Annotated in this window: 21 protein-coding genes; 18 read left to right on the forward strand and 3 right to left on the reverse strand. The window is 66.7% G+C overall.

From position 1 onward, the window contains the following. Nucleotides 1-1,766: excinuclease ABC subunit UvrA (uvrA, locus tag B4L36_RS07895; RefSeq protein ID WP_292954906.1), on the reverse strand; the 1,766-nt coding region annotated here is incomplete at its 3' end. A gap of 305 nt (nt 1,767-2,071) precedes the next feature. Here uvrA and B4L36_RS07900 point away from each other — a divergent pair. The 3 genes from B4L36_RS07900 to B4L36_RS07910 all read left to right on the forward strand — a co-directional run bounded on the left by B4L36_RS07900 (nt 2,072) and on the right by B4L36_RS07910 (nt 8,286). Further along, the gene (locus B4L36_RS07900; RefSeq protein ID WP_292954909.1) at nt 2,072-5,506 is read left to right on the forward strand and encodes a pyruvate carboxylase; all 3,435 of its coding nucleotides are present in this window, start codon (nt 2,072-2,074) and stop codon (nt 5,504-5,506) included. An 11-nt stretch (nt 5,507-5,517) separates the two neighbouring features. Continuing rightward, nucleotides 5,518-6,798 carry an AGE family epimerase/isomerase gene (locus B4L36_RS07905; protein WP_292954912.1) on the forward strand — a complete coding sequence of 427 codons (1,281 nt, stop codon included), beginning with the start codon at nt 5,518-5,520 and terminating at the stop codon, nt 6,796-6,798. Between the two features lie 66 nt (nt 6,799-6,864). After that, a complete protein-coding gene (locus B4L36_RS07910; protein WP_292954915.1) occupies nt 6,865-8,286 on the forward strand; it encodes an alkaline phosphatase D family protein in 1,422 nt (473 codons plus the stop codon). A gap of 99 nt (nt 8,287-8,385) precedes the next feature. Here B4L36_RS07910 and B4L36_RS07915 read toward each other — a convergent pair whose 3' ends face one another. Together B4L36_RS07915 and B4L36_RS07920 are read right to left on the reverse strand one after the other, a co-directional pair. Beyond that, nucleotides 8,386-8,955, reverse strand: a complete 570-nt coding sequence (locus tag B4L36_RS07915; protein WP_292954918.1) for a retropepsin-like aspartic protease family protein — start codon at nt 8,953-8,955, stop codon at nt 8,386-8,388. Next, nucleotides 8,955-9,569, reverse strand: a complete 615-nt coding sequence (locus B4L36_RS07920) for a MarC family protein (protein WP_292954921.1) — start codon at nt 9,567-9,569, stop codon at nt 8,955-8,957. The genes B4L36_RS07915 and B4L36_RS07920 overlap by 1 nt, the downstream gene beginning before the upstream one ends. 174 nt (nt 9,570-9,743) lie before the next feature. Between B4L36_RS07920 and B4L36_RS07925 the strand changes: the two genes are divergently transcribed. The 15 genes from B4L36_RS07925 to B4L36_RS07995 all read left to right on the forward strand — a co-directional run bounded on the left by B4L36_RS07925 (nt 9,744) and on the right by B4L36_RS07995 (nt 20,875). Beyond that, a complete protein-coding gene (locus tag B4L36_RS07925) occupies nt 9,744-10,007 on the forward strand; it encodes a twin-arginine translocase TatA/TatE family subunit (protein WP_292954923.1) in 264 nt (87 codons plus the stop codon). A 22-nt stretch (nt 10,008-10,029) separates the two neighbouring features. Beyond that, entirely contained in the window at nt 10,030-10,521 is a 492-nt protein-coding gene (gene tatB / locus B4L36_RS07930; RefSeq protein WP_292954925.1) for a Sec-independent protein translocase protein TatB, read from the forward strand. Nucleotide 10,522: 1 nt separating this feature from the next. Then, the gene (gene tatC / locus B4L36_RS07935) at nt 10,523-11,386 is read left to right on the forward strand and encodes a twin-arginine translocase subunit TatC (protein WP_292954928.1); all 864 of its coding nucleotides are present in this window, start codon (nt 10,523-10,525) and stop codon (nt 11,384-11,386) included. After that, complete coding sequence (locus tag B4L36_RS07940) at nt 11,383-12,228, forward strand: ATP-binding protein (protein ID WP_292954931.1); 846 nt, start codon at nt 11,383-11,385, stop codon at nt 12,226-12,228. Before tatC ends, B4L36_RS07940 begins: the two co-directional genes overlap by 4 nt. A gap of 82 nt (nt 12,229-12,310) precedes the next feature. After that, complete coding sequence (locus B4L36_RS07945) at nt 12,311-12,655, forward strand: VOC family protein (RefSeq protein ID WP_292954934.1); 345 nt, start codon at nt 12,311-12,313, stop codon at nt 12,653-12,655. 55 nt (nt 12,656-12,710) lie between these two features. Continuing rightward, entirely contained in the window at nt 12,711-13,976 is a 1,266-nt protein-coding gene (locus B4L36_RS07950; RefSeq protein ID WP_292954937.1) for a helix-turn-helix transcriptional regulator, read from the forward strand. Continuing rightward, nucleotides 13,973-14,107 (forward strand): hypothetical protein, encoded by a 135-nt coding sequence (locus B4L36_RS07955; RefSeq protein ID WP_292954940.1) that lies wholly within the window; start codon nt 13,973-13,975, stop codon nt 14,105-14,107. Before B4L36_RS07950 ends, B4L36_RS07955 begins: the two co-directional genes overlap by 4 nt. 26 nt (nt 14,108-14,133) lie before the next feature. Further along, nucleotides 14,134-14,490 (forward strand): response regulator transcription factor, encoded by a 357-nt coding sequence (locus tag B4L36_RS07960; protein ID WP_292954942.1) that lies wholly within the window; start codon nt 14,134-14,136, stop codon nt 14,488-14,490. 19 nt (nt 14,491-14,509) lie between these two features. Next, nucleotides 14,510-14,806: a hypothetical protein gene (locus tag B4L36_RS07965; RefSeq protein WP_292954945.1), complete on the forward strand. Its 297-nt coding sequence runs from the start codon at nt 14,510-14,512 to the stop codon at nt 14,804-14,806. Next, entirely contained in the window at nt 14,796-17,468 is a 2,673-nt protein-coding gene (locus B4L36_RS07970; RefSeq protein WP_292954948.1) for a sensor histidine kinase, read from the forward strand. The genes B4L36_RS07965 and B4L36_RS07970 overlap by 11 nt, the downstream gene beginning before the upstream one ends. A 63-nt stretch (nt 17,469-17,531) precedes the next feature. Then, nucleotides 17,532-18,674, forward strand: coding sequence for a FliM/FliN family flagellar motor switch protein (locus B4L36_RS07975; protein ID WP_292954951.1), 1,143 nt, complete (start codon nt 17,532-17,534; stop codon nt 18,672-18,674). 96 nt (nt 18,675-18,770) lie between these two features. Then, nucleotides 18,771-18,989: a translation initiation factor IF-1 gene (infA, locus tag B4L36_RS07980; RefSeq protein ID WP_010397442.1), complete on the forward strand. Its 219-nt coding sequence runs from the start codon at nt 18,771-18,773 to the stop codon at nt 18,987-18,989. A gap of 4 nt (nt 18,990-18,993) precedes the next feature. Next, nucleotides 18,994-19,620, forward strand: a complete 627-nt coding sequence (locus B4L36_RS07985) for a Maf family protein (RefSeq protein ID WP_292955081.1) — start codon at nt 18,994-18,996, stop codon at nt 19,618-19,620. Next, nucleotides 19,617-20,669 (forward strand): ribonuclease E/G, encoded by a 1,053-nt coding sequence (locus B4L36_RS07990; protein WP_292955084.1) that lies wholly within the window; start codon nt 19,617-19,619, stop codon nt 20,667-20,669. Before B4L36_RS07985 ends, B4L36_RS07990 begins: the two co-directional genes overlap by 4 nt. Then, complete coding sequence (locus B4L36_RS07995; RefSeq protein ID WP_292955087.1) at nt 20,669-20,875, forward strand: DNA gyrase inhibitor YacG; 207 nt, start codon at nt 20,669-20,671, stop codon at nt 20,873-20,875. The genes B4L36_RS07990 and B4L36_RS07995 overlap by 1 nt, the downstream gene beginning before the upstream one ends. Nucleotides 20,876-20,974 lie beyond the last annotated feature (99 nt).

Raw genomic sequence — 20,974 nt, forward strand, 5'->3', positions numbered from 1 at the left:
GGATCGGCGGCGATCTGGTCGGGCGTGCCCTGGCTGACGACGCTGCCGCCATGCACGCCCGCGCCCGGACCCATGTCGAAGACGTAATCGGCGTGGCGGATCGCGTCCTCGTCATGTTCCACGACCAGCACCGAATTGCCCTGATCACGCAGGTTCATCAGCGTGCGCAGCAGACGGTCATTGTCGCGCTGATGCAGCCCGATGCTGGGTTCGTCCAACACATACAATACGCCGGTCAACCCGCTGCCGATCTGGCTGGCAAGCCGAATCCGCTGTGATTCGCCGCCCGACAGCGTGCCCGCCGCGCGTGACAGCGTCAGATAATTCAGTCCGACATTGACAAGAAAACCAAGGCGTTCGCGAATCTCCTTCAGAATCGCGGCGGCGATCTCGTTCTTCTGCTTCGACAGATGTTTCGGCGCGTCCTCGACCCAGTCCAGCGCGTCCTGGATCGAGCGTTCCACGACCTGCCCGATATGGTCGCCGGCGATCTTAACGGCCAGGGCCTCGGGCTTCAGGCGATAGCCGTTGCAGGCGCCGCAGGGACGGTTGTTCTGATACCGCTCGAATTCCTCGCGCACCCATTGGCTGTCGGATTCACGAAGACGACGCTGCATGTTCGGGATCACACCCTCGAAGACGCGGCTGATTTCATAGACCCGGCCGGCATCGTCGAAACGGAACTTGATCTGGTCTTCGCCCGATCCGTAGAGGAACATCTGCCGGACATGGTCGGGCAAATCCTTCCACGCGGTCTTCTTGTCGAAGCCGTAATGCCTGGCCAGCGCGTTGACGGTCTGGGTCAGATAGGCCGATTTCGACTTGGCCCAGGGCAGAATCGCGCCCTTGTCCACCGACAATCCGGCATCGGGCACGACAAGCCGTTCGTCGAAGAACAGCTCGACTCCCAACCCGTCGCAGACCGGGCAGGCGCCGAAGGGCGCGTTGAAGCTGAACAGCCGCGGCTCGATTTCCGGAATGGTGAAGCCACTGACCGGACAGGCGAAATTTTCGCTGAAGGTGATGCGGAGCGGATCGCCCTCGGCGGGTGCGGTTTCCAGCACGGCGATGCCGCTGGCCAGATCCAGCGCGGTGCGCAGGCTGTCGGCCAGCCGGGTTTCCAAGCCCTCGCGCACGACGATCCGGTCCACCACCACATCGATGTTCTGGCGGAATTTCTTGTCCAGGGTCGGCGGCTCGTCCAGGTCATGGAATTCGCCGTTGACCTTGACGCGCTGGAAGCCCTGCTTCCTAAGTTCCAGAAACTCCTTGCGATATTCGCCCTTGCGGTCACGCACGATGGGCGCCAGCAGATAGGCGCGGGTGCCTTCTTCCATTGCCATGATCCGGTCGACCATGTCCTGGACCTGCTGCGCCTCGATCGGCAGGCCGGTGGCGGGGCTGTAGGGGGTGCCGGCGCGGGCAAAAAGAAGCCGCAGGTAATCGTATATTTCCGTGACGGTTCCGACAGTTGACCGGGGATTCTTCGAGGTCGTCTTCTGTTCGATGCTGATCGCGGGGGACAGGCCGCTGATGTGATCCACGTCTGGCTTGCCCATCATGTCCAGAAACTGCCGGGCATAGGCCGACAGGCTTTCGACATAGCGGCGCTGACCCTCGGCATAGATCGTATCGAAGGCGAGGCTGGACTTGCCGCTGCCCGACAGCCCGGTGATGACCACCAGCCGGTCGCGCGGAATATCCATGTCCACGCCTTTCAGATTGTGCTCGCGCGCGCCGCGAATCTCGATGAACTTCTGTTCCATGAAGCGAGCCCTTGACCGACCAGTCGCATCACATAGTCAGGCGGGTTGAAAAAGCAACCGGCTTACGAGAACATATACAGAACGCAGATGCAAGCAGCCGCGGAAAGATCCTGTCTGGATCATCAGGGCGGGATTTGTCGGTCGAGGCGAGGGTCGATCCGGATCGGGCGATGACCCGCAACCCTTGGCTTCGGCCCAGGAAAGGAGAGGCGCCGATTTGCGACCTTCGGAGCGGCCGGGACGCCGACGCTTGCGCTGCGGTGCGGCATGGGTAGGATGCTGCCGACGATGACAGGGGGACCGGCATGTTCAACAAGATTCTGGTGGCCAACCGTGGCGAGATCGCAATCCGTGTGATGCGGGCGGCGAACGAATTGGGCAAGCGGACGGTCGCGGTCTTCGCCGAAGAGGACAAGCTGGGCCTGCACCGCTTCAAGGCTGACGAGGCCTATCGCATCGGCGAGGGGCTGGGCCCGGTTGCGGCCTATCTGTCCATCCCCGAGATCATCCGCGTGGCCAGGGAATGCGGCGCGGATGCCATTCATCCGGGCTATGGGCTGCTGTCCGAGAATCCCGATTTCGTCGATGCCTGCGCGGCTGCCGGGATCACCTTCATCGGCCCGAAGGCGGAAACCATGCGCGCGCTTGGCGACAAGGCCAGCGCCCGGCGCGTGGCGATCGGGGCCGGGGTGCCGGTGATCCCCGCGACCGGGGTGCTGGGCGAGGATTTCGACGCCATCAAGCGCGAGGCCGCCGAAATCGGCTATCCGCTGATGCTGAAGGCGTCCTGGGGCGGCGGCGGTCGCGGCATGCGCCCGATCAACGGCCCCGAGGAACTGGTGGACAAGGTTCGCGAGGGCCGGCGCGAGGCCGAGGCGGCGTTCGGCAATGGCGAGGGCTATCTGGAAAAGATGATCCTGCGCGCCCGCCATGTCGAGGTGCAGCTTCTGGGCGACGCGCATGGCGGGCTGTATCATCTGTATGAACGCGACTGTACCGTGCAACGCCGCAACCAGAAGGTCGTGGAACGTGCCCCCGCGCCCTATCTGACCCAGGCGCAGCGCGACGAGGTCTGCAATCTGGCCCTGAAGATCGGGCAGGCGGTCGGCTATGAATGCGCCGGCACGGTCGAGTTCCTGATGGATATGGATGACGACCGGTTCTATTTCATCGAGGTCAATCCGCGGGTCCAGGTCGAACATACCGTCACCGAGGAGGTGACCGGCATCGACATCGTGCAGGCACAGATCAAGATCGCGGAAGGATCGACGCTGGCCGAGGCAACCGGCGCCGCCTCGCAATCCGACATCACCCTGTCGGGCCATGCGGTGCAGTGCCGGGTCACGACCGAGGATCCGCAAAACAACTTCATCCCCGATTACGGCCGCATCACCGCCTATCGGTCGGCCACCGGCATGGGGATCCGGCTGGATGGCGGCACCGCCTATGCGGGGGGCGTGATCACGCGCTACTACGATTCGCTGCTGGTCAAGGTCACGGCCTGGGCGCAGACGCCGGAACAGGCGATCAGGCGGATGGACCGGGCCCTGCGCGAATTCCGCGTGCGCGGCGTCAGCACGAATATCGATTTCGTCATCAACCTGCTGAAACACCAGACCTTTCTGGACAACACCTATACGACCAAGTTCATCGACACGACCGATGATCTGTTCACCTTCAAGAAGCGGCGCGACCGGGCGACCAAGATCCTGACCTATCTGGCCGACATCACCGTGAACGGGCATCCCGAGACCGCAGGCCGGGCATTGCCGCCGGCGCAGGCTCATCCGCCGGTTCCGCCAGCGCCGCTGGCCGATCCGGCCCCCGGCACCAGGCAATTGCTGGAGGAAAAGGGCGCGCAGGCCGTGGCCGACTGGTTGGCCGCGCAAAAGCAATTGCTGATCACCGACACGACCATGCGCGACGGGCACCAGTCGCTGCTGGCCACGCGGATGCGGTCGATCGACATGATCCGCATCGCGCCCAGCTATGCCGCCAACCTGCCGCAGCTCTTCAGCGTGGAATGCTGGGGCGGTGCGACCTTCGACGTGGCCTATCGCTTCTTGCAGGAATGTCCCTGGCAGCGGCTGCGCGACATCCGCGCCAAGATGCCCAACCTGATGACCCAGATGCTGCTGCGGGCCAGCAACGGGGTGGGTTATACCAATTATCCCGACAATGTGGTGCAGTTCTTCGTTGGTCAGGCTGCGGCATCGGGCGTGGACGTGTTCCGCGTCTTCGATAGTCTGAACTGGGTCGAGAACATGCGCGTCGCCATGGATGCGGTGATCGAGACCGGCAAGATCTGCGAGGGGACGGTCTGCTATACCGGCAACATGCTGGACCCGGATCGGTCCAAGTATGACCTGCAATATTATGTAGAAACGGCGAAAGATCTGAAATCTGCCGGCGCGCACGTGCTGGGGCTGAAGGACATGGCGGGCCTGCTGAAACCCGCCGCCGCGACGATCCTGATCAAGGCGCTGAAGCAAGAGGTCGGCCTGCCGGTCCATTTCCACACCCATGACACAAGCGGCATGGGCGGCGCGACGATCCTGGCTGCCGCCGCGGCGGGCGTCGATGCGGTTGATTGCGCGATGGACGCATTGTCGGGCAATACCAGCCAGCCCACCATCGGGTCGGTCGTCGAGGCGCTGGCGGGCACCGACCGCGATACCGGCCTGGACATCGGCGCGATCCGGTCCATCAGCAACTACTGGGAGCGTGTGCGCGAGAATTACGCGGCCTTTGAATCCGGCCTGCAATCGCCCGCATCCGAGGTCTATCTGCACGAAATGCCGGGCGGCCAGTTCACCAACCTGAAAAGCCAGGCGCGGTCGATGGGGCTGGAGGATCGCTGGCACGAGGTGGCCCAGGCTTATGCCGACGTGAACCGGATGTTCGGCGACATCGTGAAGGTCACGCCCTCGTCCAAGGTGGTAGGCGACATGGCGCTGATGATGGTGTCACAGAACCTGACCCCCGCCGACGTGCTGGATCCGGAACGCGACATGTCCTTCCCCGATTCCGTGGTGGACATGATGCGCGGCAATCTGGGCCAACCCCCCGGCGGCTGGCCCGAGGGGATCCAGAAGAAGGTGCTGAAGGGCGAAGCGCCCATCACCGACCGCCCCGGCGCGCATCTGGACCCCGTCGATCTGGAAGAAACGCGGACGAAAGTCCAGGCCGAGATGGAGGGCAAGCCCGTCGACGACGAGGATCTGTGCGGCTATCTGATGTATCCCAAGGTCTTCCTCGACTATATGGGCCGTCACCGCATCTACGGGCCGGTGCGGACGCTGCCGACGCGCAGCTTCTTCTACGGGATGGAGCCGGGTCAGGAGATCGCGGTCGAGATCGACCCGGGCAAGATCCTGGAGATCCGCCTGCAAGCGCTGAGCGACACCGACGAAAAGGGCGAGGTCAAGGTATTCTTCGAACTGAATGGCCAGCCGCGGTCCATCCGCGTGCCGAACCGCAAGGTGGCCGGCAGCGCCGCCGCGCGGCCCAAGGCCGATCCGGCCGATGACACCCATGTCGGCGCGCCCATGCCCGGCGTCGTGGCCTCGGTCGCGGTCAGTCAGGGTCAGGCGGTCAAGCAGGGCGACCTGCTGCTGACCATCGAGGCGATGAAGATGGAAACCGGCATCCATGCCGACCGCGACGGCTCGATCAAGGCGGTCCATGTCGGCGCCGGTCAGCAGATCGACGCCAAGGATCTGCTGGTCGAAATCGAATAGGATCAAGGGCAATGCCGGCAAAGAACGATCCCGGACCCGGCCCCGACGAATCCCGGGCGCCCTGGCTGGACGCGCCCGGCCACCGGGCCTTTCTGATCCGCGACGCCCATCATGCGCTGGATTTCTTCGATGCCAGCCCGCGCGATGACGGCGGCTTTCACACGCTCGATTCCGCCGGCCGGCCCTTGCCGGACGGCCTGCAGGAACTGCATACGACCACCCGCCTCGTTCATTCCTACGCGCTGGCGGGGATCGCGGGCCGGCCGGATCGCGCGGGCATCGTGGATCGCGGCATGGACTATCTGTGGCGCGGTCATCGCGACGCCGATCATGGCGGCTATGCCTGGTCATGTGACCAGGCCGGGATCGCGGATGGGACGAAGCTGGCTTACGGCCATGTCTTCGTGCTGCTGGCCGCCTCCAGCGCGGCGATGGCCGGCCATCCCGATGCCGGCCGGCTGCTGGCCGACATTTCCGAGCTGCTCGACCGGCATTTCTGGGATCCGCAGGCGGGCCTTTTTCGCGATGAATTCACCCGTGATTGGCAGCCCTTCTCGGATTACCGGGGAATGAACGCCAACATGCACGGGGTCGAGGCGCTGCTGACCGCTTTCGAGGCGACGGGCGAGCGCGATTATCTGCGCCGCGCGGGCCGGATCCTTGATTTCTTCGTCAGCCGGACCGCACGGGTCGAAGATTGGCGCATCCCCGAACATTACAGCGCCGATTGGCAGCCTGATCGCGCCTATGCCGGCAACCCGATGTTCCGCCCCGCCGGCACCACGCCCGGCCATTCCTTCGAGATGGCGCGGCTGCACCTGCATCACTGGGATCTGGCCGGCCGGCCCGGCAACGACGCCCCGGCCGAGGCCCGCGCGCTGGTCGAAACCGCGCTGGCCGACGCCTGGTCCGATCATGGCGGTCTTGCCTATACGCTGCATTTCGGCGGCGCGGTGGACAATCCGACCCGCTTCTGGTGGCCGGTGACCGAGGCGATCGGCGCCCTGGCCGCCCTGGCGAAACTGGAGCCACGCGAGGACGACGAGAAATGGTATCGCCGACTCTGGCGCTTTGCCGATACGCGGCTGATCGACCACGAGGCGGGCGGCTGGTTCCCCGAAGCCGATACCGGCTGTGGCCCTGCCACGGGCCAGTTCAGTGGCAAGCCTGACATCTACCACGCCTTGCAGGCCGATCTGTTCGCGCTGACGCCGGGGCTGTCGCGTCATGCCGAGGGATTGCGCATCGGCCAGCCCCTGGCCCTGACCGGCGGGTTTTCGCATGGGCGGTGATGCAGGATCTGCACATTTTGCCCCGCGCTGCCTATCTGGATGATCCAGGACAATGAAAGACAAGCCGTGACAACTGCTGACATCCGCGAGGCGGGGCCGATCCTGCATTTCCGCAGCCACGACGCGGCGGGGCTGTCCCTTGCCGCGCTGAGCGTCCGTCCGGAAGGTGCGGCCGCGCCCGGCCCGGTCGAGACGAAGACGGCCAAGATCGCCCCGCGACGGATCGCCCGTCTGGCGGGGCTGGATTTCTGGCGCCACGATTTCACCCTGGCGGTGGGCGAGGACGGCTATCGGCTGGACGGCCGGCTGCATCCGGTCGCGACACGGCTGGAGGGCGATCTGCGGATCGGATTCGTTTCGTGCAACGGCGAGGAGGACGGCGATCTGGATCGCGATCCGCAGGAACGCAACCTCATGTGGTCGCGGCTTCTGGAACAGCACGAGTCCGCCCCCTTCGCGCTGCTGCTTCAGGGCGGCGACCAGATTTATGCCGATGAGGCGACGAAAGGCCACCCGCTCAGCGAGGATTGGCCCGATTCGGTGCCCCCCGATCCCGGCGCCGAGGCGCTGGAAGGGCTGCGCGCGCATCTGCGCGACCGTTTTGCCCGGCGCTATCTTCGGGTTCTGACCGCCGATCCCTGCGAACGGCTGTTTGCCGAAATTCCGGCGCTGTCGATCTGGGACGATCACGACATCTGCGACGGCTGGGGATCTCAGCCCGCCGAATCGACCCATTCGGCAGTGGGTCGGCTGCTGTTTTCGGTGGCGCGCGAGATGTATCTGCTGTTCCAGCACGCCGCCACCGACGCGGATATTCCGGACCTGTTCTGGGAGCCATCGGGGCGCAACCTGGGATGGCGGCGCGATCTGCCCGGCCTGACGATCTTCGCGCCCGATCTGCGGTCGCAGCGCGAGCGGCGGCAGGTCATGGGCGAGGCCGGGTGGCGCCCGGCCGAGACACTGGAAAGCGACGCGGCTCACGTCTTCATGGTTTCCAGCGTGCCGCTGCTGGGGCCGCGCCTGTCGCTGCTGGAATCGGTGATGGCGGTCATCCCGAAGATGCAGCACTACGAGGACGACCTGCGCGACCAGTGGCAAAGCCGCGCCCATCGCGATTCCTGGCGGCGGATGTTGGGCGCGGTGTTGCGGATGCGGCAGAAGGCGGCGGTGACGGTGCTGTCGGGCGAGATCCATCTGGCGACGCGGGCCGATATGGGGCCCGACCAAACGCGGATTCATCAGCTTGTCGCCTCGGGCATCTCGCATCGCGCGCCGCCGCGCAATTATGCGCGGGTTCTGGGCTGGTTCGCGAGTCTCGGCGAATCGCCGCTGCCGCATCATCCGGTCCGCATCCACCCGCTGCCGGGCCAGCGCCGACGCTATGTGGCGCAGCGGAATTTCCTGACGCTGCAACGGCGTGACGGGCGCTGGCAGGCGGTCTGGCATCTGGAAGACAGCGGCGCGACGCCGGGTCTGCCGCTGGACTGACGCCGCGCAGCCCTGACGCGGCCTGCGCGGCCCAGCCCGGACAGGCGCATCGCACAAGGCTGCGGCGCGAGACCGGGACCGGCCGGGCCGGGATGCGGATCAGCGTTCGAGAATCAGCAAATCGCCTTCGAAACTGACACGGGCGAAGGTGCGCAGGTAGGACATGCCCAGAAGCGAACCCTGAAGATTGCCACCGATCACCTGGGCGCGGACATTGCGGTCCACGATGTCGCCGATCTCCAGGGTGTCGATGGTCACGGGGGCGGTCTTGACGTTGCCATTGGCGGTCATCGCCGTGCCGGCATAGGCCAGATCGTCCGGATTGATGCCGATGCGGCGGGCATCCTGCCGGCTGAGGGCGATGGTCGAGGCGCCGGTATCGACGAGGAAACGGACCTCGGTGCCGTTCAGCCGCGCGGTCAGTTGGAAATGGCCGTCGCGGCCGACCGGGATCGAGACCCGGCCGCCTTCCAGAACCTGCTGCTGCGCCGGTCCGCCCTCGATCCACCATTGCGCCGCGAAGCTGGCGCCGGCGAAGATCACCGCCCAGAGAATCGTCTGGCGCAGCATTCGTCCGCCGCGGCCGGACAATTCAAAGATCATCGCGCCGCCGATCACCACCAGCAGCAGGATGTAATAGGCCAGCTGCATCCCCTCATCGGCCGCCATCAGATCAGCCCCGATCCCTTCAGCCCGTCGATGACGAACTGCACCGACAGCGCGGCCAGCAGCATCCCCAGAAGCCGCGTCACCACCATGACCCCGGTGCGGCCAAGCGCGCGCGCCAGCGGCGTCGCGATCAAAAACAGCGCCAGGGCGATGGCCAGCACCGTCAGCATGACCAGATGGACCATCAGCAGATGTCCCCAGCCGGGCCGTTCGCCGACCAGCAGGATCATCGTCGCCAGTGCCCCCGGGCCAGCCAGCAGCGGCATCGCCAGGGGAAAGACCGACGGGTCTTGCGCCGGTTCGGAATGGCCCTGTTCCTCGCGCCGTTCGGTCCGGCGTTCGAACAGCATGTCCAGCGCGGTCAGGAACAGCAGCAGACCGCCCGCGATGCGGAAGGCCGACAGCGAAATGCCGATGCCGCGCAGGATCGCCTCGCCCGCAAGGCCGAACAGCGTCAGCAGGATCGCGGCGATCACCAGCGCCCGGATGCCGATCAGCCGTCGCTGCCGGGCATCGTGACCGGGTGTCAGGGCAATGAAGATGGGCGTCAGGCCGATCGGGTCGATGACCACGAAAAGCGTCACGAACGCCGTGATGTAAAGCGACAGATCCATCCGCTCTTATCGCCCGGCCCGCGCGCGCTGCCAAGCGGGCAGGACGGATCCCTCTGCGGGCGCGGGCAGGGGGGCTTCGGGGTCGTGCTTCACGCATTCGGGCTTTGCAATCGGTGGCGCAAAACCCTAAATGTGTCGCGCGGGCGGGGAAACCGCCCGGCAAGGGAGACAAGAATGCTGAACAATATTGGCCTTCCCGGCCTTCTGCTGATCGCGGTCGTGGTTCTGGTCCTGTTCGGACGCGGCAAGATCTCGTCGTTGATGGGCGAGGTCGGCAAGGGAATCACCGCCTTCAAGAAGGGCGTCAAGGACGGCAGCGAAGAGGTCGAGGACGCCGCGTCGGACGAAGAGCGCCGCGAAACCCCGCGCGAGGTCGGCCGGGATGTTCCGGGCGAGACCGCGCGCGACGTGACGCCGCACACGACCGACCGCAGCTGATCGGCGAAAGGCCGGACGCATCATGTTCGATATCGGCTGGACCGAGCTTTTGCTGATCGGGGTCGTGGCGCTGATCGTGGTCGGCCCCAAGGATCTTCCGCATCTGTTCCATTCGCTGGGTCGGTTCACGGCCAAGGCGCGCGGAATGGCCCGCGAATTCACCTCGGCGATGGAGGATGCCGCCAAGGGATCGGGTCTTGACGAGGCGTCGAACAGCATCCGCGATCTGAAAAGCCTGACCTCGAAGAAATCCCTGGGCCTCGATGCGCTGGACCGCGCGGCCGAACGGTTCGAGAAATGGGATCCCAAGATCCCCGATGCGAAGGCCAGGCCGAAGCCCGATCCGGGCGCCACGCCGCAACCGGCGGGTGACGGCCTGAGCCCGGCCAGCGAGCCCGCCGCCCCGCCCCCGATCGCGGTCGAGCCCGCGGCACCGGATCATGCCGCGGATGCCGCCACCCCCGGCCAGCGCCGCCTGCACGCGGTGCGCCGCAGCGACAGGAAAGACCACTGACTTGGCCAGCAATCCCCGCGACGACGATATCGACGACAGTTCCGCGCCGCTGATCGAACATCTGGCCGAGCTGCGGACGCGGATCATCTGGTCGCTGGTGGCCTTCATCGTGGCGATGGTGCTGTCCTACACGATCTGGAATCCGATCTACAATTTCCTGACCCGCCCGATCTGCTTCGCGCTTGAGGCACGAGGTCAGGAATGCGGGCTTATCCTTCTGAAATTGCAGGAAGGCTTCTTCGTCGCCATCCGCATCTCGCTGTTGGGCGGCTTTGTTCTGGCCTTTCCGATCATCGCCTACCAGATGTGGCGTTTCGTGGCGCCGGGCCTCTACCGGAACGAGAAACAGGCGTTCCTGCCCTTCCTTGTCGCCTCTCCGGTGATGTTTTTCCTTGGCGCGGCCTTCGCCTACTACATCATCCTGCCGATGGCCTACGACTTTTTCCTGGGCTTCCAGCAGGGGCCGCTGACCCTGCCCGATGACGGCACCGCGCCGCCGGCCGTGACCGACAATCCGATGGCGGCGATCGTGTTCCAGGGTTCGGTCGATGAATACCTGTCGCTGACGACCAAGTTCATCCTTGCCTTCGGGCTGAGCTTTCAACTGCCCGTCCTGCTGACGCTGATGGGCAAGGCGGGCCTTGTCAGTGCCGAGGGTCTGGGCGCGGTGCGCAAATATGCGGTCGTGGCGATCCTGATGCTGGCCGCGGTCGCCACGCCCCCCGATGTGGTGTCGCAGGTGGTGCTGTTCACCGTGGTCTATGGTCTTTACGAAATCTCGATCCAGCTTGTCCGCCGCATCGAAAGACGCCGCGAGGCGGATCTGCGGGCGCAGGGTCTGTGGGTCGAGGATGACGAGGAATGAGCGATCCTGACGTTCTCGACCGGATCGCGGCCGCGCTTGAACGTCTGGCGCCGCCGCCCGCTCCGGTGCCGGCCTTCACCGAAGCCTCGGCCTATATCTGGCATCCCGATCCCGACCGGCTGGAACCCGTCGCGGGCGTGAATCGCGTCGATCTGGTGCAACTGATCGGCATCGACCGCGCCAGGGACATCCTGCTGGCCAATACGCTGCAATTCGCGCGCGGCTTCGGCGCGAACAACGCGCTTCTCTGGGGCGCGCGCGGGATGGGCAAATCGTCGCTGGTCAAGGCCGTTCATGCCGAGGTGGTGGCGCAGGGCCTGCCGCTGATCCTGGTCGAGATCGCGCGCGAGGATCTGGGTTCGGTCGGCCGGCTTCTGGCCCTGCTGGGCGGGGCGAAGGAACGGCGCTTCCTGCTGTTCTCGGACGATCTGTCCTTCAGCCATGACGACACGCAATACAAGTCGCTGAAGGCGGTGCTGGATGGCGGGATCGGCGGCCGGCCCGAGAACGTGATCCTCTACGCCACCTCGAACCGGCGTCACCTGATGCCCCGCGACATGATCGACAACGAACGTTCGACCGCGATCCATCCGGGCGAGGCGGTCGAGGAGAAGGTCTCTCTGTCGGACAGGTTCGGGCTGTGGCTGGGCTTTCATCCCTGTTCGCAGGATGATTATCTGGCGATGATCCGTGGCTATTGCGACGCCTATGGCCTGACCATCGCGGATGATGTCCTGCGCGCCGAGGCAGTCGAATGGCAGGCCACGCGCGGCGGCCGCTCGGGCCGGGTGGCCTGGCAGTTCTTTACCGACCTTGCCGGGCGCAACGGCATCGCCGTCTGATCCCGGCCGCCCTCCGCCGAGGGTTGCGGGATCGGGCCCGGTCCGGCATTCTTCGGCGTCGTCCTTTCGACGCAGGCCCGCGATGCATCTGACCGCAATCTTTGCGCAACTCTGCTGCCGCGATCTGGAAGTCGGCATCGCCTGGTTCTCGGCCCTGTTCGCGCGCCCGCCCGATGCCCGACCGATGGACGGGCTGGCCGAATGGCATCACGGCGCCGAGGCGGGATTGCAGCTTCGTCTTGCCCCGGATCACGCGGGGCACGGGACGTTGACGCTGATCGTGCCGGATCTGGCCGCCCAGCGGGAACGCCTGCAACAATCCGCGATGGATCCCGGCGGGATCGAGGATGTCGAGGCCGGGCGGATCCTGCGGCTTGCCGATCCCGATGAAAATCTGGTCGTGCTGGTGCAACCGCGATCCGACTGATTCGCTGCGGCGAAAACCCTTGTGCAGGCGGGCAGGGCGGGCTTTCATCGCGCCCATGAGCGGGCGCACCCAGAATAATGTCCTGACCGGAACCCGGATCCGCGAACGCCGTCTTGCCTTGTCCCGCCGGCAGGCGGATGTGGCGCGGGCGGCGGGGATTTCGCCCGCCTATCTGAACCTCATCGAACATAACCGCCGCCCGGTAAGCGACGATCTTGTCATGCGCCTGTCCGAGGTTCTCGAGGTGCCCGCCGACGAGTTGCTCGAGGGTCACGAAGAGGTCCGCCTCGCGGCGCTGCGCGAAGCGGCGGCGCGGCTGGGCGGGGCTGATATCGGCGCACCTGAAACCGCGCTGGCGCCGGATTTCCTGGCCCGCTTTCCGGGCTGGGCCGCAATCCTCGTCGCCCATGCCCGTCGCTCCGAGGCACTGGAAGCGCAGCTTGTCAGCCTGTCCGACCGGATGCGGCAGGATCCCTATCTGCTGACGACCCTGCACGAGATCCTGTCGGCCGTGACCGCGATCCGATCGACCGCCTCGATCCTGGCCGACGAGGCCGCGATCCCGGCCGAATGGCTGTCGCGCTTCCATGCCAACCTGGATCAGGACAGCCAGCGGCTGTCGGTCACGGCGCAGGCGCTGGTCGCCTATCTCGACAGTTTCGAAGCGGAAGACACGACCGCCACGCCGCAGGAAGAAGTCGAGGCCTGGATGGGCGCGGGGGCGCCGCCGCTGGATCGTTCCCCTGATCTTGCCTCTGACGCGGCGCGGGCGATGGCCGGGGCGCATCTGGCGCGGATGGAACAGGAACGCCGTGCCCTTCCCGACGCGACCCTGGTCGAGGCCGCCGCGGCCAGCCACGATCCGCTGATGATCGCGGCCCGGCTGGGCCATCCGCCCGATCTGGTCATGCGCCGCCTCGCGGCGCTGAAGCCCGCGGGTTTCGAACAGGTCGGGCTGCTTGTCTGCGACAGCGCCGGGGCGCTGATCCTGCGCCGTCCCGCGCCCGGCTTTCCGTTGCCGCGCCCCGGCGATGCCTGCGCGCTGTGGCCGCTCTATCAGGCGCTGGCGGCGCCGCAGACGGCGCTGTCCCACAGCGTCGAGACGCCCGAAGGCCGCCGCTTTCTGACCTTGTCCTACGCCACGCGGCAACAGCCCGAAGGAGTCCAGGGGCCGGTGATCACCCAAGCCCAGATGCTGATCATGCCGCCCGATCCTGCACGCGCGGCTGGTCCGGTGATCCGCATTGGTCCCGCCTGCCGCATTTGCCCGCGCAAGACCTGTCCCGCCCGCCGCGAGCCATCCATTCTTGCCACCGCGTGACCCTGCGGTCTGCGCTGTTTCCAGACAGCCCGGACGGGGCGCGCACCGGCGCGGCCCAAGGGGGCCAGGCCGCCGGCCTGTGGCGCGACCGGCAAAGCACCTTTGACAGCGCCGCCGCTTTCGTCTCATGATCGCATCCGGTCTGCCGGGGAAGGATATGCTCGACATCCTGATGATCGAGGACGAGCCCAACATCGCCGAGGCGGTGCGATTCATCCTGACCCGTGACGGCTGGGCGATGACCCTGCACGGTGACGGCGAGGGCGGGGTCGAGGCGATCCGGCTGGCGCGGCCGCGCCTTGTCATTCTGGACCTGATGCTGCCCAATCGTTCCGGTGCAGAGATCCTGCGCGATCTTCGCGCCGATCCCGATACCGCCTTCGCGATGACGCCGGTCCTGATGCTGACCGCGCGCGGTGACGCGGCGGCCGGCACGTCCCAGGCCGATGCGGTTCTGGCCAAGCCCTTCGCGAACGAGGATCTGCGGGCGCTGGTGCGCCGGATGCTGGCCTAGGCGACGGACGGGGGCCGCGATGCCGGATCGTCCGCTGTTCCTCGAACGGGCTTCGTTTCGCCGCAGGCGGCTGGGCGATGCGGCACGGGTGCTGCCGGTGCTGGCGCTGGTCGCGATCCTGCTGCCGGTCTGGTGGCTGCCGGCAGGCGTCAGCCTTGCCTTCGGCGCGGTCTGGCTGTTCGGGACATGGGCCGTGCTGATCGTGCTGGTCTGGGCGCTGCATCGCGGTCTCATGCGCGCCGAGGCCGCCACCAGGCAGGCCCGTGCGCAGGCCGCGCCAGAGGACGAAAAAGACGGGGCCGGCGATGCCCTTTGAGACGCTGGTCGCGGGATCCCTGGCCTATGTGGCACTGATGTTCGGGGTGGCGTTCGCAGCCGATCGGGCGGCAGCGCGGGGCCGGGCGGGATGGCTGGACCACCCGCTGATCTACACGCTGTCGCTGTCGGTCTATTGCTCGGCCTGGACCTTCTATGGCGCGGTGGGCTATGCCAGCCGCTCGGGCCTGGAATTCGCCACCATCTACCTGGGTCCGACGATCGTCTTTACCGGCGCGTGGTGGGGTCTCAGGCGGCTGGTGCGCATCGCCCGGATGCATCACGTCACCTCGGTCGCCGACCTGATCTCGGCCCGGTTCGGCAAATCGAACCGGCTGGCCGCGCTGATCACCCTGATCGCCGTCATCGCCGCCACCCCCTATGTCGCATTGCAACTGCAATCAGTGTCCCTGTCGTTCGAGGTTTTCGCGACCGACGCCCCGCGGGCGGCGGTCATCGGCGGGCCGGCCGGCGGCACCGCGCTGTGGGTCGCGGCGGGCCTTGCGCTCTTTGCCATCATCTTCGGCACCCGCAACCTTGCCGCCGACGAACGCCACCACGGCGTGGTCACCGCCATCGCGCTGGAGGCGGTGGTCAAGCTGCTGGCCTTTCTCGCCGTGGGCGTCTTTGTCGTCTGGGGGCTGGCCGAGGGGCCCGTCGACATGCTGGATCGCGTCGCCCGCGCCGGCCGCGATCCGGCCGTGGCCGAAGGCTGGCTGCTGCGCCCCGACCGCTGGACCGCGCTGATCGTGGTGTCGGGAGCGGCGATCCTGACCCTGCCGCGAATGTTTCAGGTGATGGTGGTCGAGGCTTCGGACGAGGATCGCCTGCGCGTGGCGGGCTGGGCCTTTCCGGCCTATCTGTTCGCCATGTCCTTCTTCGTCCTGCCCATCGCTGTGATGGGACAAGAGCTTTTGCCGGACGCCAATCCCGATCTCTATGTTCTGACGCTGCCCGCCGATGCGGGCCAGAATCTGCTGGCATTCCTGGTCTTTCTGGGCGGATTTTCGGCCGCGACCTCGATGGTCGTGGTATCGGCCATCGCCCTGGCCACGATGATTTCGAACCATTGGCTGGTGCCCGCCTGGCTGGCGCTGCGCCGCCGTCCCGGCGGCGAGGACGCAGACCGGGATCTGCGGGGGTTGATCCTGAACGCCCGCCGGCTGGCGATCGTGGCTGTGCTGGGCGCGGGCTGGGTCTATCACCAGGCTTCGGGCGGCTCGGTGGCGCTGGCCTCGATGGGGCTGGTGGCGTTTACCGGGATGGCGCAGGTGCTGCCTGCGATGCTGGGCGGTCTGCTGTGGCGTGGCGCCAACCGGCGCGGGGCATTTGCCGGTGTCGGGCTGGGATCGGGCCTGTGGCTGGCGCTGATCTTCCTGCCCTCGGTCGGCATTGGTCAGATGCCGCTTCTTCCGGGCGGGATCGACCCGCTGGCCTTCGCCATTTTCCTGTCGCTGTCGCTTAACACGCTGGCATTCGTCGGCCTGTCGATCTTCGGCTTTCCCGATCCGGTCGAGCGGTTGCAGGGCCTGTCCTTCGTCAGCGCGGTCGAGCCGGTCCGCCCGCGCAGCCCGGCCCGCGCCGAGGACCGGGCCGAGCCCCTGCTGGCCATGGCCCGGCGCGTCTGGGGGCCGGACGAGGCATTGCGCTTTTTCCGCGCCGAGGCTGCGGCGCAGGGCAAGTCCGGCTATCTTCCCGATCCGACGCCCGATTTTCTGACACGGCTGGAACGGCGGCTGGCGGGCGCGATCGGGGCGGCGACGGCCCATGCGATGATCGACCGCGTGGCGGGCGGGGTCGCGCTGACGGTGGCCGACCTGATGCAGGTCGCCAGCGAGGCCAGGCGTGCCAAGGAGGAAACCCGGCGGCTGGAATCGGCCCGCGCAGAACTTGCCCGCACCGCAGGCCAATTGCGCGAGGCCAACGACAAGCTGACCGCGCTGTCGGTGCAGAAGGATGCGTTCCTGGGTCAGATCAGCCATGAATTGCGAACGCCCATGACCTCGATCCGAGCCTTTTCCGACATCATGAAGACGCCGGACCTGTCCGAAGCGGAGCGCCGGAATTTCGCCGGGATCATCCATCAGGAGGCCGGCCGGCTGACCCGGCTTCTGGACGATCTTCTGGACCTGTCGGTGCTGGAAAGCGGGCAGGCGCGGCTTTCGGTCAGCGCCGTCAACCTGCATGATCTGATCGGGCGGGCCGTGCAGGCGGCCTCGGCGACGCGGCCCGAGCGAAGCTTTACCCTGGACCGCGACATGCCCTCGGAACATCTTGGGGTGATCACCGATGCCGATCGGCTGCTGCAGGTGCTGATCAATGTCGTCACCAATGCGCGCAAATATTGTGACGCGGAGCGTCCGGTCCTGACCATCCGGGTTCATCGTCGCGCGGGCGGCGGCGCGGTGATCGAGATCGCCGATAACGGCCGGGGCATCGACAGGGCCCGGCAAAGCCTCATATTCGAGAAGTTTTCGCGCCTCAACGACCCCGCGCGGGCGGGCGGCGCGGGCCTTGGCCTTGCGATCTGCCGAGAGATCATGACGGTCCTGGGCGGGGACATCGCCTATTTGCCGGGCCAGGGGGGCGCGGCCTTCCGTATCGTTCTGCCTCCGCATCCGGCAGCGGCGGGCCGGAGCGTCGGGACCGCCGGGTCGCCGTAAACATTTTCTTTACGGCTCTTTGTCAAATTGCCCTGCGACAGGACGGGACGAATCGGATTCGGTATGGCGGACGAAGCAGAGATGGAACAGGCACATCCGGCCGGAACCGGCGTGTTGAAACGTCTGTTGCAGGCCCGGGTCCGGGCCGCCGAAGGGGCGGGAAAGGCGCCACAATTGCCACAGACAGCGCCGGTCACGCCCGCGCGCGCCACCGCGACCGCCATCGGTCGCGCGGCGGATCGGCTTTACGGGCTGGGCGTCCGGCCGGTCGAGGTCAGGCCCGGGGCGCTGACGCTGGCGGAACTGCCCGAATTGCTGCCCGATCCGGCCTTGCTGGCAGTGTTGCAGGGACCCGGCGATGCGGTGGGCGTGATGGCCCTGTGTCCGCAGACCGTCACCGCGCTGATCGAGATTCAGACCCTCGGCCGCGTGACTGGCCGGCCGCTGGCCCGGCGCCGCCTGACCCGCAGCGACGCCACCCTTTGCGCGGATTTCATCGACACGTTCCTGTCCGAACTCGCGCAGGAGGGACGGGGCGTCGAGGGGTTGGAGGAATTTCGCGGCTTTCGCTATGCCACCCATATCGACGATGCCCGCCCCCTGGCGCTGATGATGGAGGACCGTGCCTATCGCAGTCTCGGGTTGAAACTGCTGCTCGGCGGCAGCGAGGCGCGCGAAGGCAGGCTGTTTCTGGCCCTGCCGCAGCCCCGACCCGATGCGGAACGCCCGCAGCCCGCGCTGGCCCAGCCCGCGGTCGCGACGGCGCCGTCGAAAAGACCCGCGGTCCCGCCGCTGGTCAGTCTTCGTTCCGCAACCCAGCAGGCGCCGGTCGAGGTCGTGGGCATTCTCTGTCGCCGCCGGATGAGCCTGCGCGAGCTGCGCGGCCTGGTGCCGGGCAAGATCCTGGCCCTGCCGCGCGTCAGCCTGTCCGATACCCGGATCGAGACCGCGGACGGCCAGGTTCTGGCCATCGGCAAGTTTGGCGAAGCCGATGGCTGCCACGCGATCCGCCTGCGCGATCCCGTTGCGCCAGCAGAATCCGCCCCCGCGGCCGTCCCTGCACCCGAGGCGCCGATGATGGCGCCGACCGCCGGCCCCGACCTGCCGATCGGCGATCTGCATCGTCCCGACGCCTTCCGCCCTGATCCGACTACTGCGGCAACGGTGTCACCGCCGGAACGCGCCCGGGGGTCCAAAGCGGGCTAGCAGGCGGCTTTTCACGCTTTTCCCTTGAATTCCGCCCGCTCCGGCCGCATTTAACCCGCGTCCCGAATCCTGCGGGGCGACCGATATGGAGTGACCATGGCCAAGGAAGAAATGCTCGAATTCCCCGGCGTCGTGAAGGAACTCCTGCCGAATGCGACGTTCCGGGTCGAGCTTGAAAACGGCCATGAGATCATTGCGCATATGGCAGGAAAGATGCGGAAGAACCGCATCCGCGTTCTTGCCGGGGACAAGGTTCAGGTCGAGATGAATACCTACGATCTGACGAAGGGGCGGATCAATTACCGCTTCAAGTGATCTGATGACCGCCGCCACGGCGTGCCCTGCGCCCGTGGCCGCGCCGCCGCGGCTGATCCTGGGTTCGGTTAGTCCGCGACGGCTGGAATTGCTGGCCCAGATCGGAATTCGTCCCGACGCGCTGCGCGCCGCCGATATCGACGAAGAACCGTTGAAGAACGAGACGCCGCGCGATTATGTTCGCCGGATCGCGACCGCCAAGGCCTCTGTTCTGGCCACCGGCGAGGATGAGGTTCTTCTTTGCGCCGATACCACGGTCGCGGTCGGTCGGCGCATTCTCGGCAAGCCCGCCGATCGCGACGAGGCCGCCGCCTTCATGCGACTGATGTCGGGCCGTCGCCACCGCGTGCTGACCGCCGTCGCCGTTCGGCACCACGGCAGGCTTCGCGAAAGGCTGGTCGAGACCGTCGTGCGGATGCGTCCGATTTCCGATGATGACCTGTCGCGCTATCTGGCGCTGGGTGACTGGCGCGGAAAGGCCGGCGGCTATGCGATCCAGGGGGCCGCGGCGGCCTTCATCCCGTGGATCCAGGGCTCGTTTTCCGCCGTGGTCGGCTTGCCTCTGGCTGAAACGGCGACGATGCTTGCGGCTTGCGGCATCCATCCCGACCCGCGCGGGGATCGCCCATGAAGGGTCGGCAGGTCGTTCTGGGCCAATTGTTCGGCGCCGAAGCCGCGGCGCTGATGGAAGATGGCCGTCTGGTCGATCTGATTCCCGATCCAACGCAGCTTGCGGCGCTGACACCGGGCACGATCTGCCGGGGCGTGACCGACAGGCTGATGAAAGGTCAGGGCGGGGTCTTCCTGCGCCTGCCGGATGGGCAGCGGGGCTATCTTCGCGACCGGTCCGGCATCCGTGAAGGTGCATCGATTCTGGTGCAGGTCTCGGGCATCGCGGAGGAAGGCAAGGCGGTCCCGGTAACGCCCCGGCTGATCTTTCGGGGTCGCTATGCGCTGGTGACGCCGGCGGCGCCCGGAGTCAATGTTTCACGGCGGATCCGCAGGACCGAACGTCGCGAGGCGCTGGAGGCCCTGGGGCTGTCGTTGCTGCAGGATCGCGACCATGGCCTGATCCTGCGCAGTGCCGCGGAAGGGGCCAACGAAGACGAGATCGCCGCCGATCTCGCCCCGCTGATCGACATGGCCGACAAGATTTGCGCCGAGACCCAGGGCGATCCCGAAGTGCTGCTGAACGCGCCGGCCCCCTGGGAAGCCGCCTGGCTGGATTGGGCCGATCCCGCGCCGGACGCAGTCGAGCAGGGCGAAGACAGTTTCGACCGTTGCGGGGTCAGCGAGGCGATCGACGCCTTGCTGTCCGATCGCGTCGATCTGTCGGGCGGGGCCTTCGGCTTTGTCGAACAGACCCGCGCGCTGGTGGCGATCGACGTCAATACCGGAACCGACACCTCGCCGGCGGCGGCGCTGAAGGCCAATATCGCCATGGTCCGCGATCTTCCGCGGCAATTGCGCCTGCGTGGACTTGGGGGACAGATCGTTGTCGATTTCGCGCCCATGTCCAGGCGCGACCGGGCGGTTCTGGACCAGTCCCTTCGCGCCGCCTTCAAGGGAGAGGCAAGCGAGACGAACCTGGTGGGCTGGACCACGATGGGGCTTTACGAGATCAATCGCAAGCGCGACCGAGTGCCCTTGGCGCGGCTGGCGGCGCAGGGCGCGCGCTGATGGCCTGCCCGATCTGCAGCAGGGAAAGCGTGGCGAAATACCGTCCGTTCTGTTCCAGGCGCTGTGCCGATGTCGATCTGGCGCACTGGTTGCGAGGCGATTACGTCATCCCCGGCGCGCCGCTGGACGACCTTGCCTCGGACGAGGGCGAACGCGGGCCAAAAAGTGACGATTCGGGTCTGGACACCGCCCGCAAGCGCCCGTAAAAGCCGCTTCACGCCCGGCGCCGAAGACGGCGCGGCGGGGCGCCCGGATAGCTCAGTTGGTAGAGCAGCGGATTGAAAATCCGCGTGTCGGTGGTTCGA

The sequence above is a fragment of the Paracoccus sp. UBA889 genome (assembly GCA_002294185.1).
In the GTDB taxonomy this organism is placed as follows: Bacteria; Pseudomonadota; Alphaproteobacteria; order Rhodobacterales; family Rhodobacteraceae; genus Paracoccus.

Excerpts from the sequence above, each read along its gene's own strand:
- B4L36_RS07900 (WP_292954909.1), top strand. The coding sequence starts at position 2,072 with ATGTTCAACAAGATTCTGGTGGCCAACCGTGGCGAGATCGCAATCCGT.
- B4L36_RS07905 (WP_292954912.1), top strand. The coding sequence starts at position 5,518 with ATGCCGGCAAAGAACGATCCCGGACCCGGCCCCGACGAATCCCGGGCG.
- B4L36_RS07915 (WP_292954918.1), bottom strand. The coding sequence starts at position 8,955 with ATGGCGGCCGATGAGGGGATGCAGCTGGCCTATTACATCCTGCTGCTG.
- B4L36_RS07920 (WP_292954921.1), bottom strand. The coding sequence starts at position 9,569 with ATGGATCTGTCGCTTTACATCACGGCGTTCGTGACGCTTTTCGTGGTC.
- B4L36_RS07925 (WP_292954923.1), top strand. The coding sequence starts at position 9,744 with ATGCTGAACAATATTGGCCTTCCCGGCCTTCTGCTGATCGCGGTCGTG.
- tatB (WP_292954925.1), top strand. The coding sequence starts at position 10,030 with ATGTTCGATATCGGCTGGACCGAGCTTTTGCTGATCGGGGTCGTGGCG.
- B4L36_RS07940 (WP_292954931.1), top strand. The coding sequence starts at position 11,383 with ATGAGCGATCCTGACGTTCTCGACCGGATCGCGGCCGCGCTTGAACGT.
- B4L36_RS07945 (WP_292954934.1), top strand. The coding sequence starts at position 12,311 with ATGCATCTGACCGCAATCTTTGCGCAACTCTGCTGCCGCGATCTGGAA.
- B4L36_RS07950 (WP_292954937.1), top strand. The coding sequence starts at position 12,711 with ATGAGCGGGCGCACCCAGAATAATGTCCTGACCGGAACCCGGATCCGC.
- B4L36_RS07960 (WP_292954942.1), top strand. The coding sequence starts at position 14,134 with ATGCTCGACATCCTGATGATCGAGGACGAGCCCAACATCGCCGAGGCG.
- B4L36_RS07965 (WP_292954945.1), top strand. The coding sequence starts at position 14,510 with ATGCCGGATCGTCCGCTGTTCCTCGAACGGGCTTCGTTTCGCCGCAGG.
- B4L36_RS07970 (WP_292954948.1), top strand. The coding sequence starts at position 14,796 with ATGCCCTTTGAGACGCTGGTCGCGGGATCCCTGGCCTATGTGGCACTG.
- B4L36_RS07975 (WP_292954951.1), top strand. The coding sequence starts at position 17,532 with ATGGCGGACGAAGCAGAGATGGAACAGGCACATCCGGCCGGAACCGGC.
- infA (WP_010397442.1), top strand. The coding sequence starts at position 18,771 with ATGGCCAAGGAAGAAATGCTCGAATTCCCCGGCGTCGTGAAGGAACTC.
- B4L36_RS07985 (WP_292955081.1), top strand. The coding sequence starts at position 18,994 with ATGACCGCCGCCACGGCGTGCCCTGCGCCCGTGGCCGCGCCGCCGCGG.
- B4L36_RS07990 (WP_292955084.1), top strand. The coding sequence starts at position 19,617 with ATGAAGGGTCGGCAGGTCGTTCTGGGCCAATTGTTCGGCGCCGAAGCC.
- B4L36_RS07995 (WP_292955087.1), top strand. The coding sequence starts at position 20,669 with ATGGCCTGCCCGATCTGCAGCAGGGAAAGCGTGGCGAAATACCGTCCG.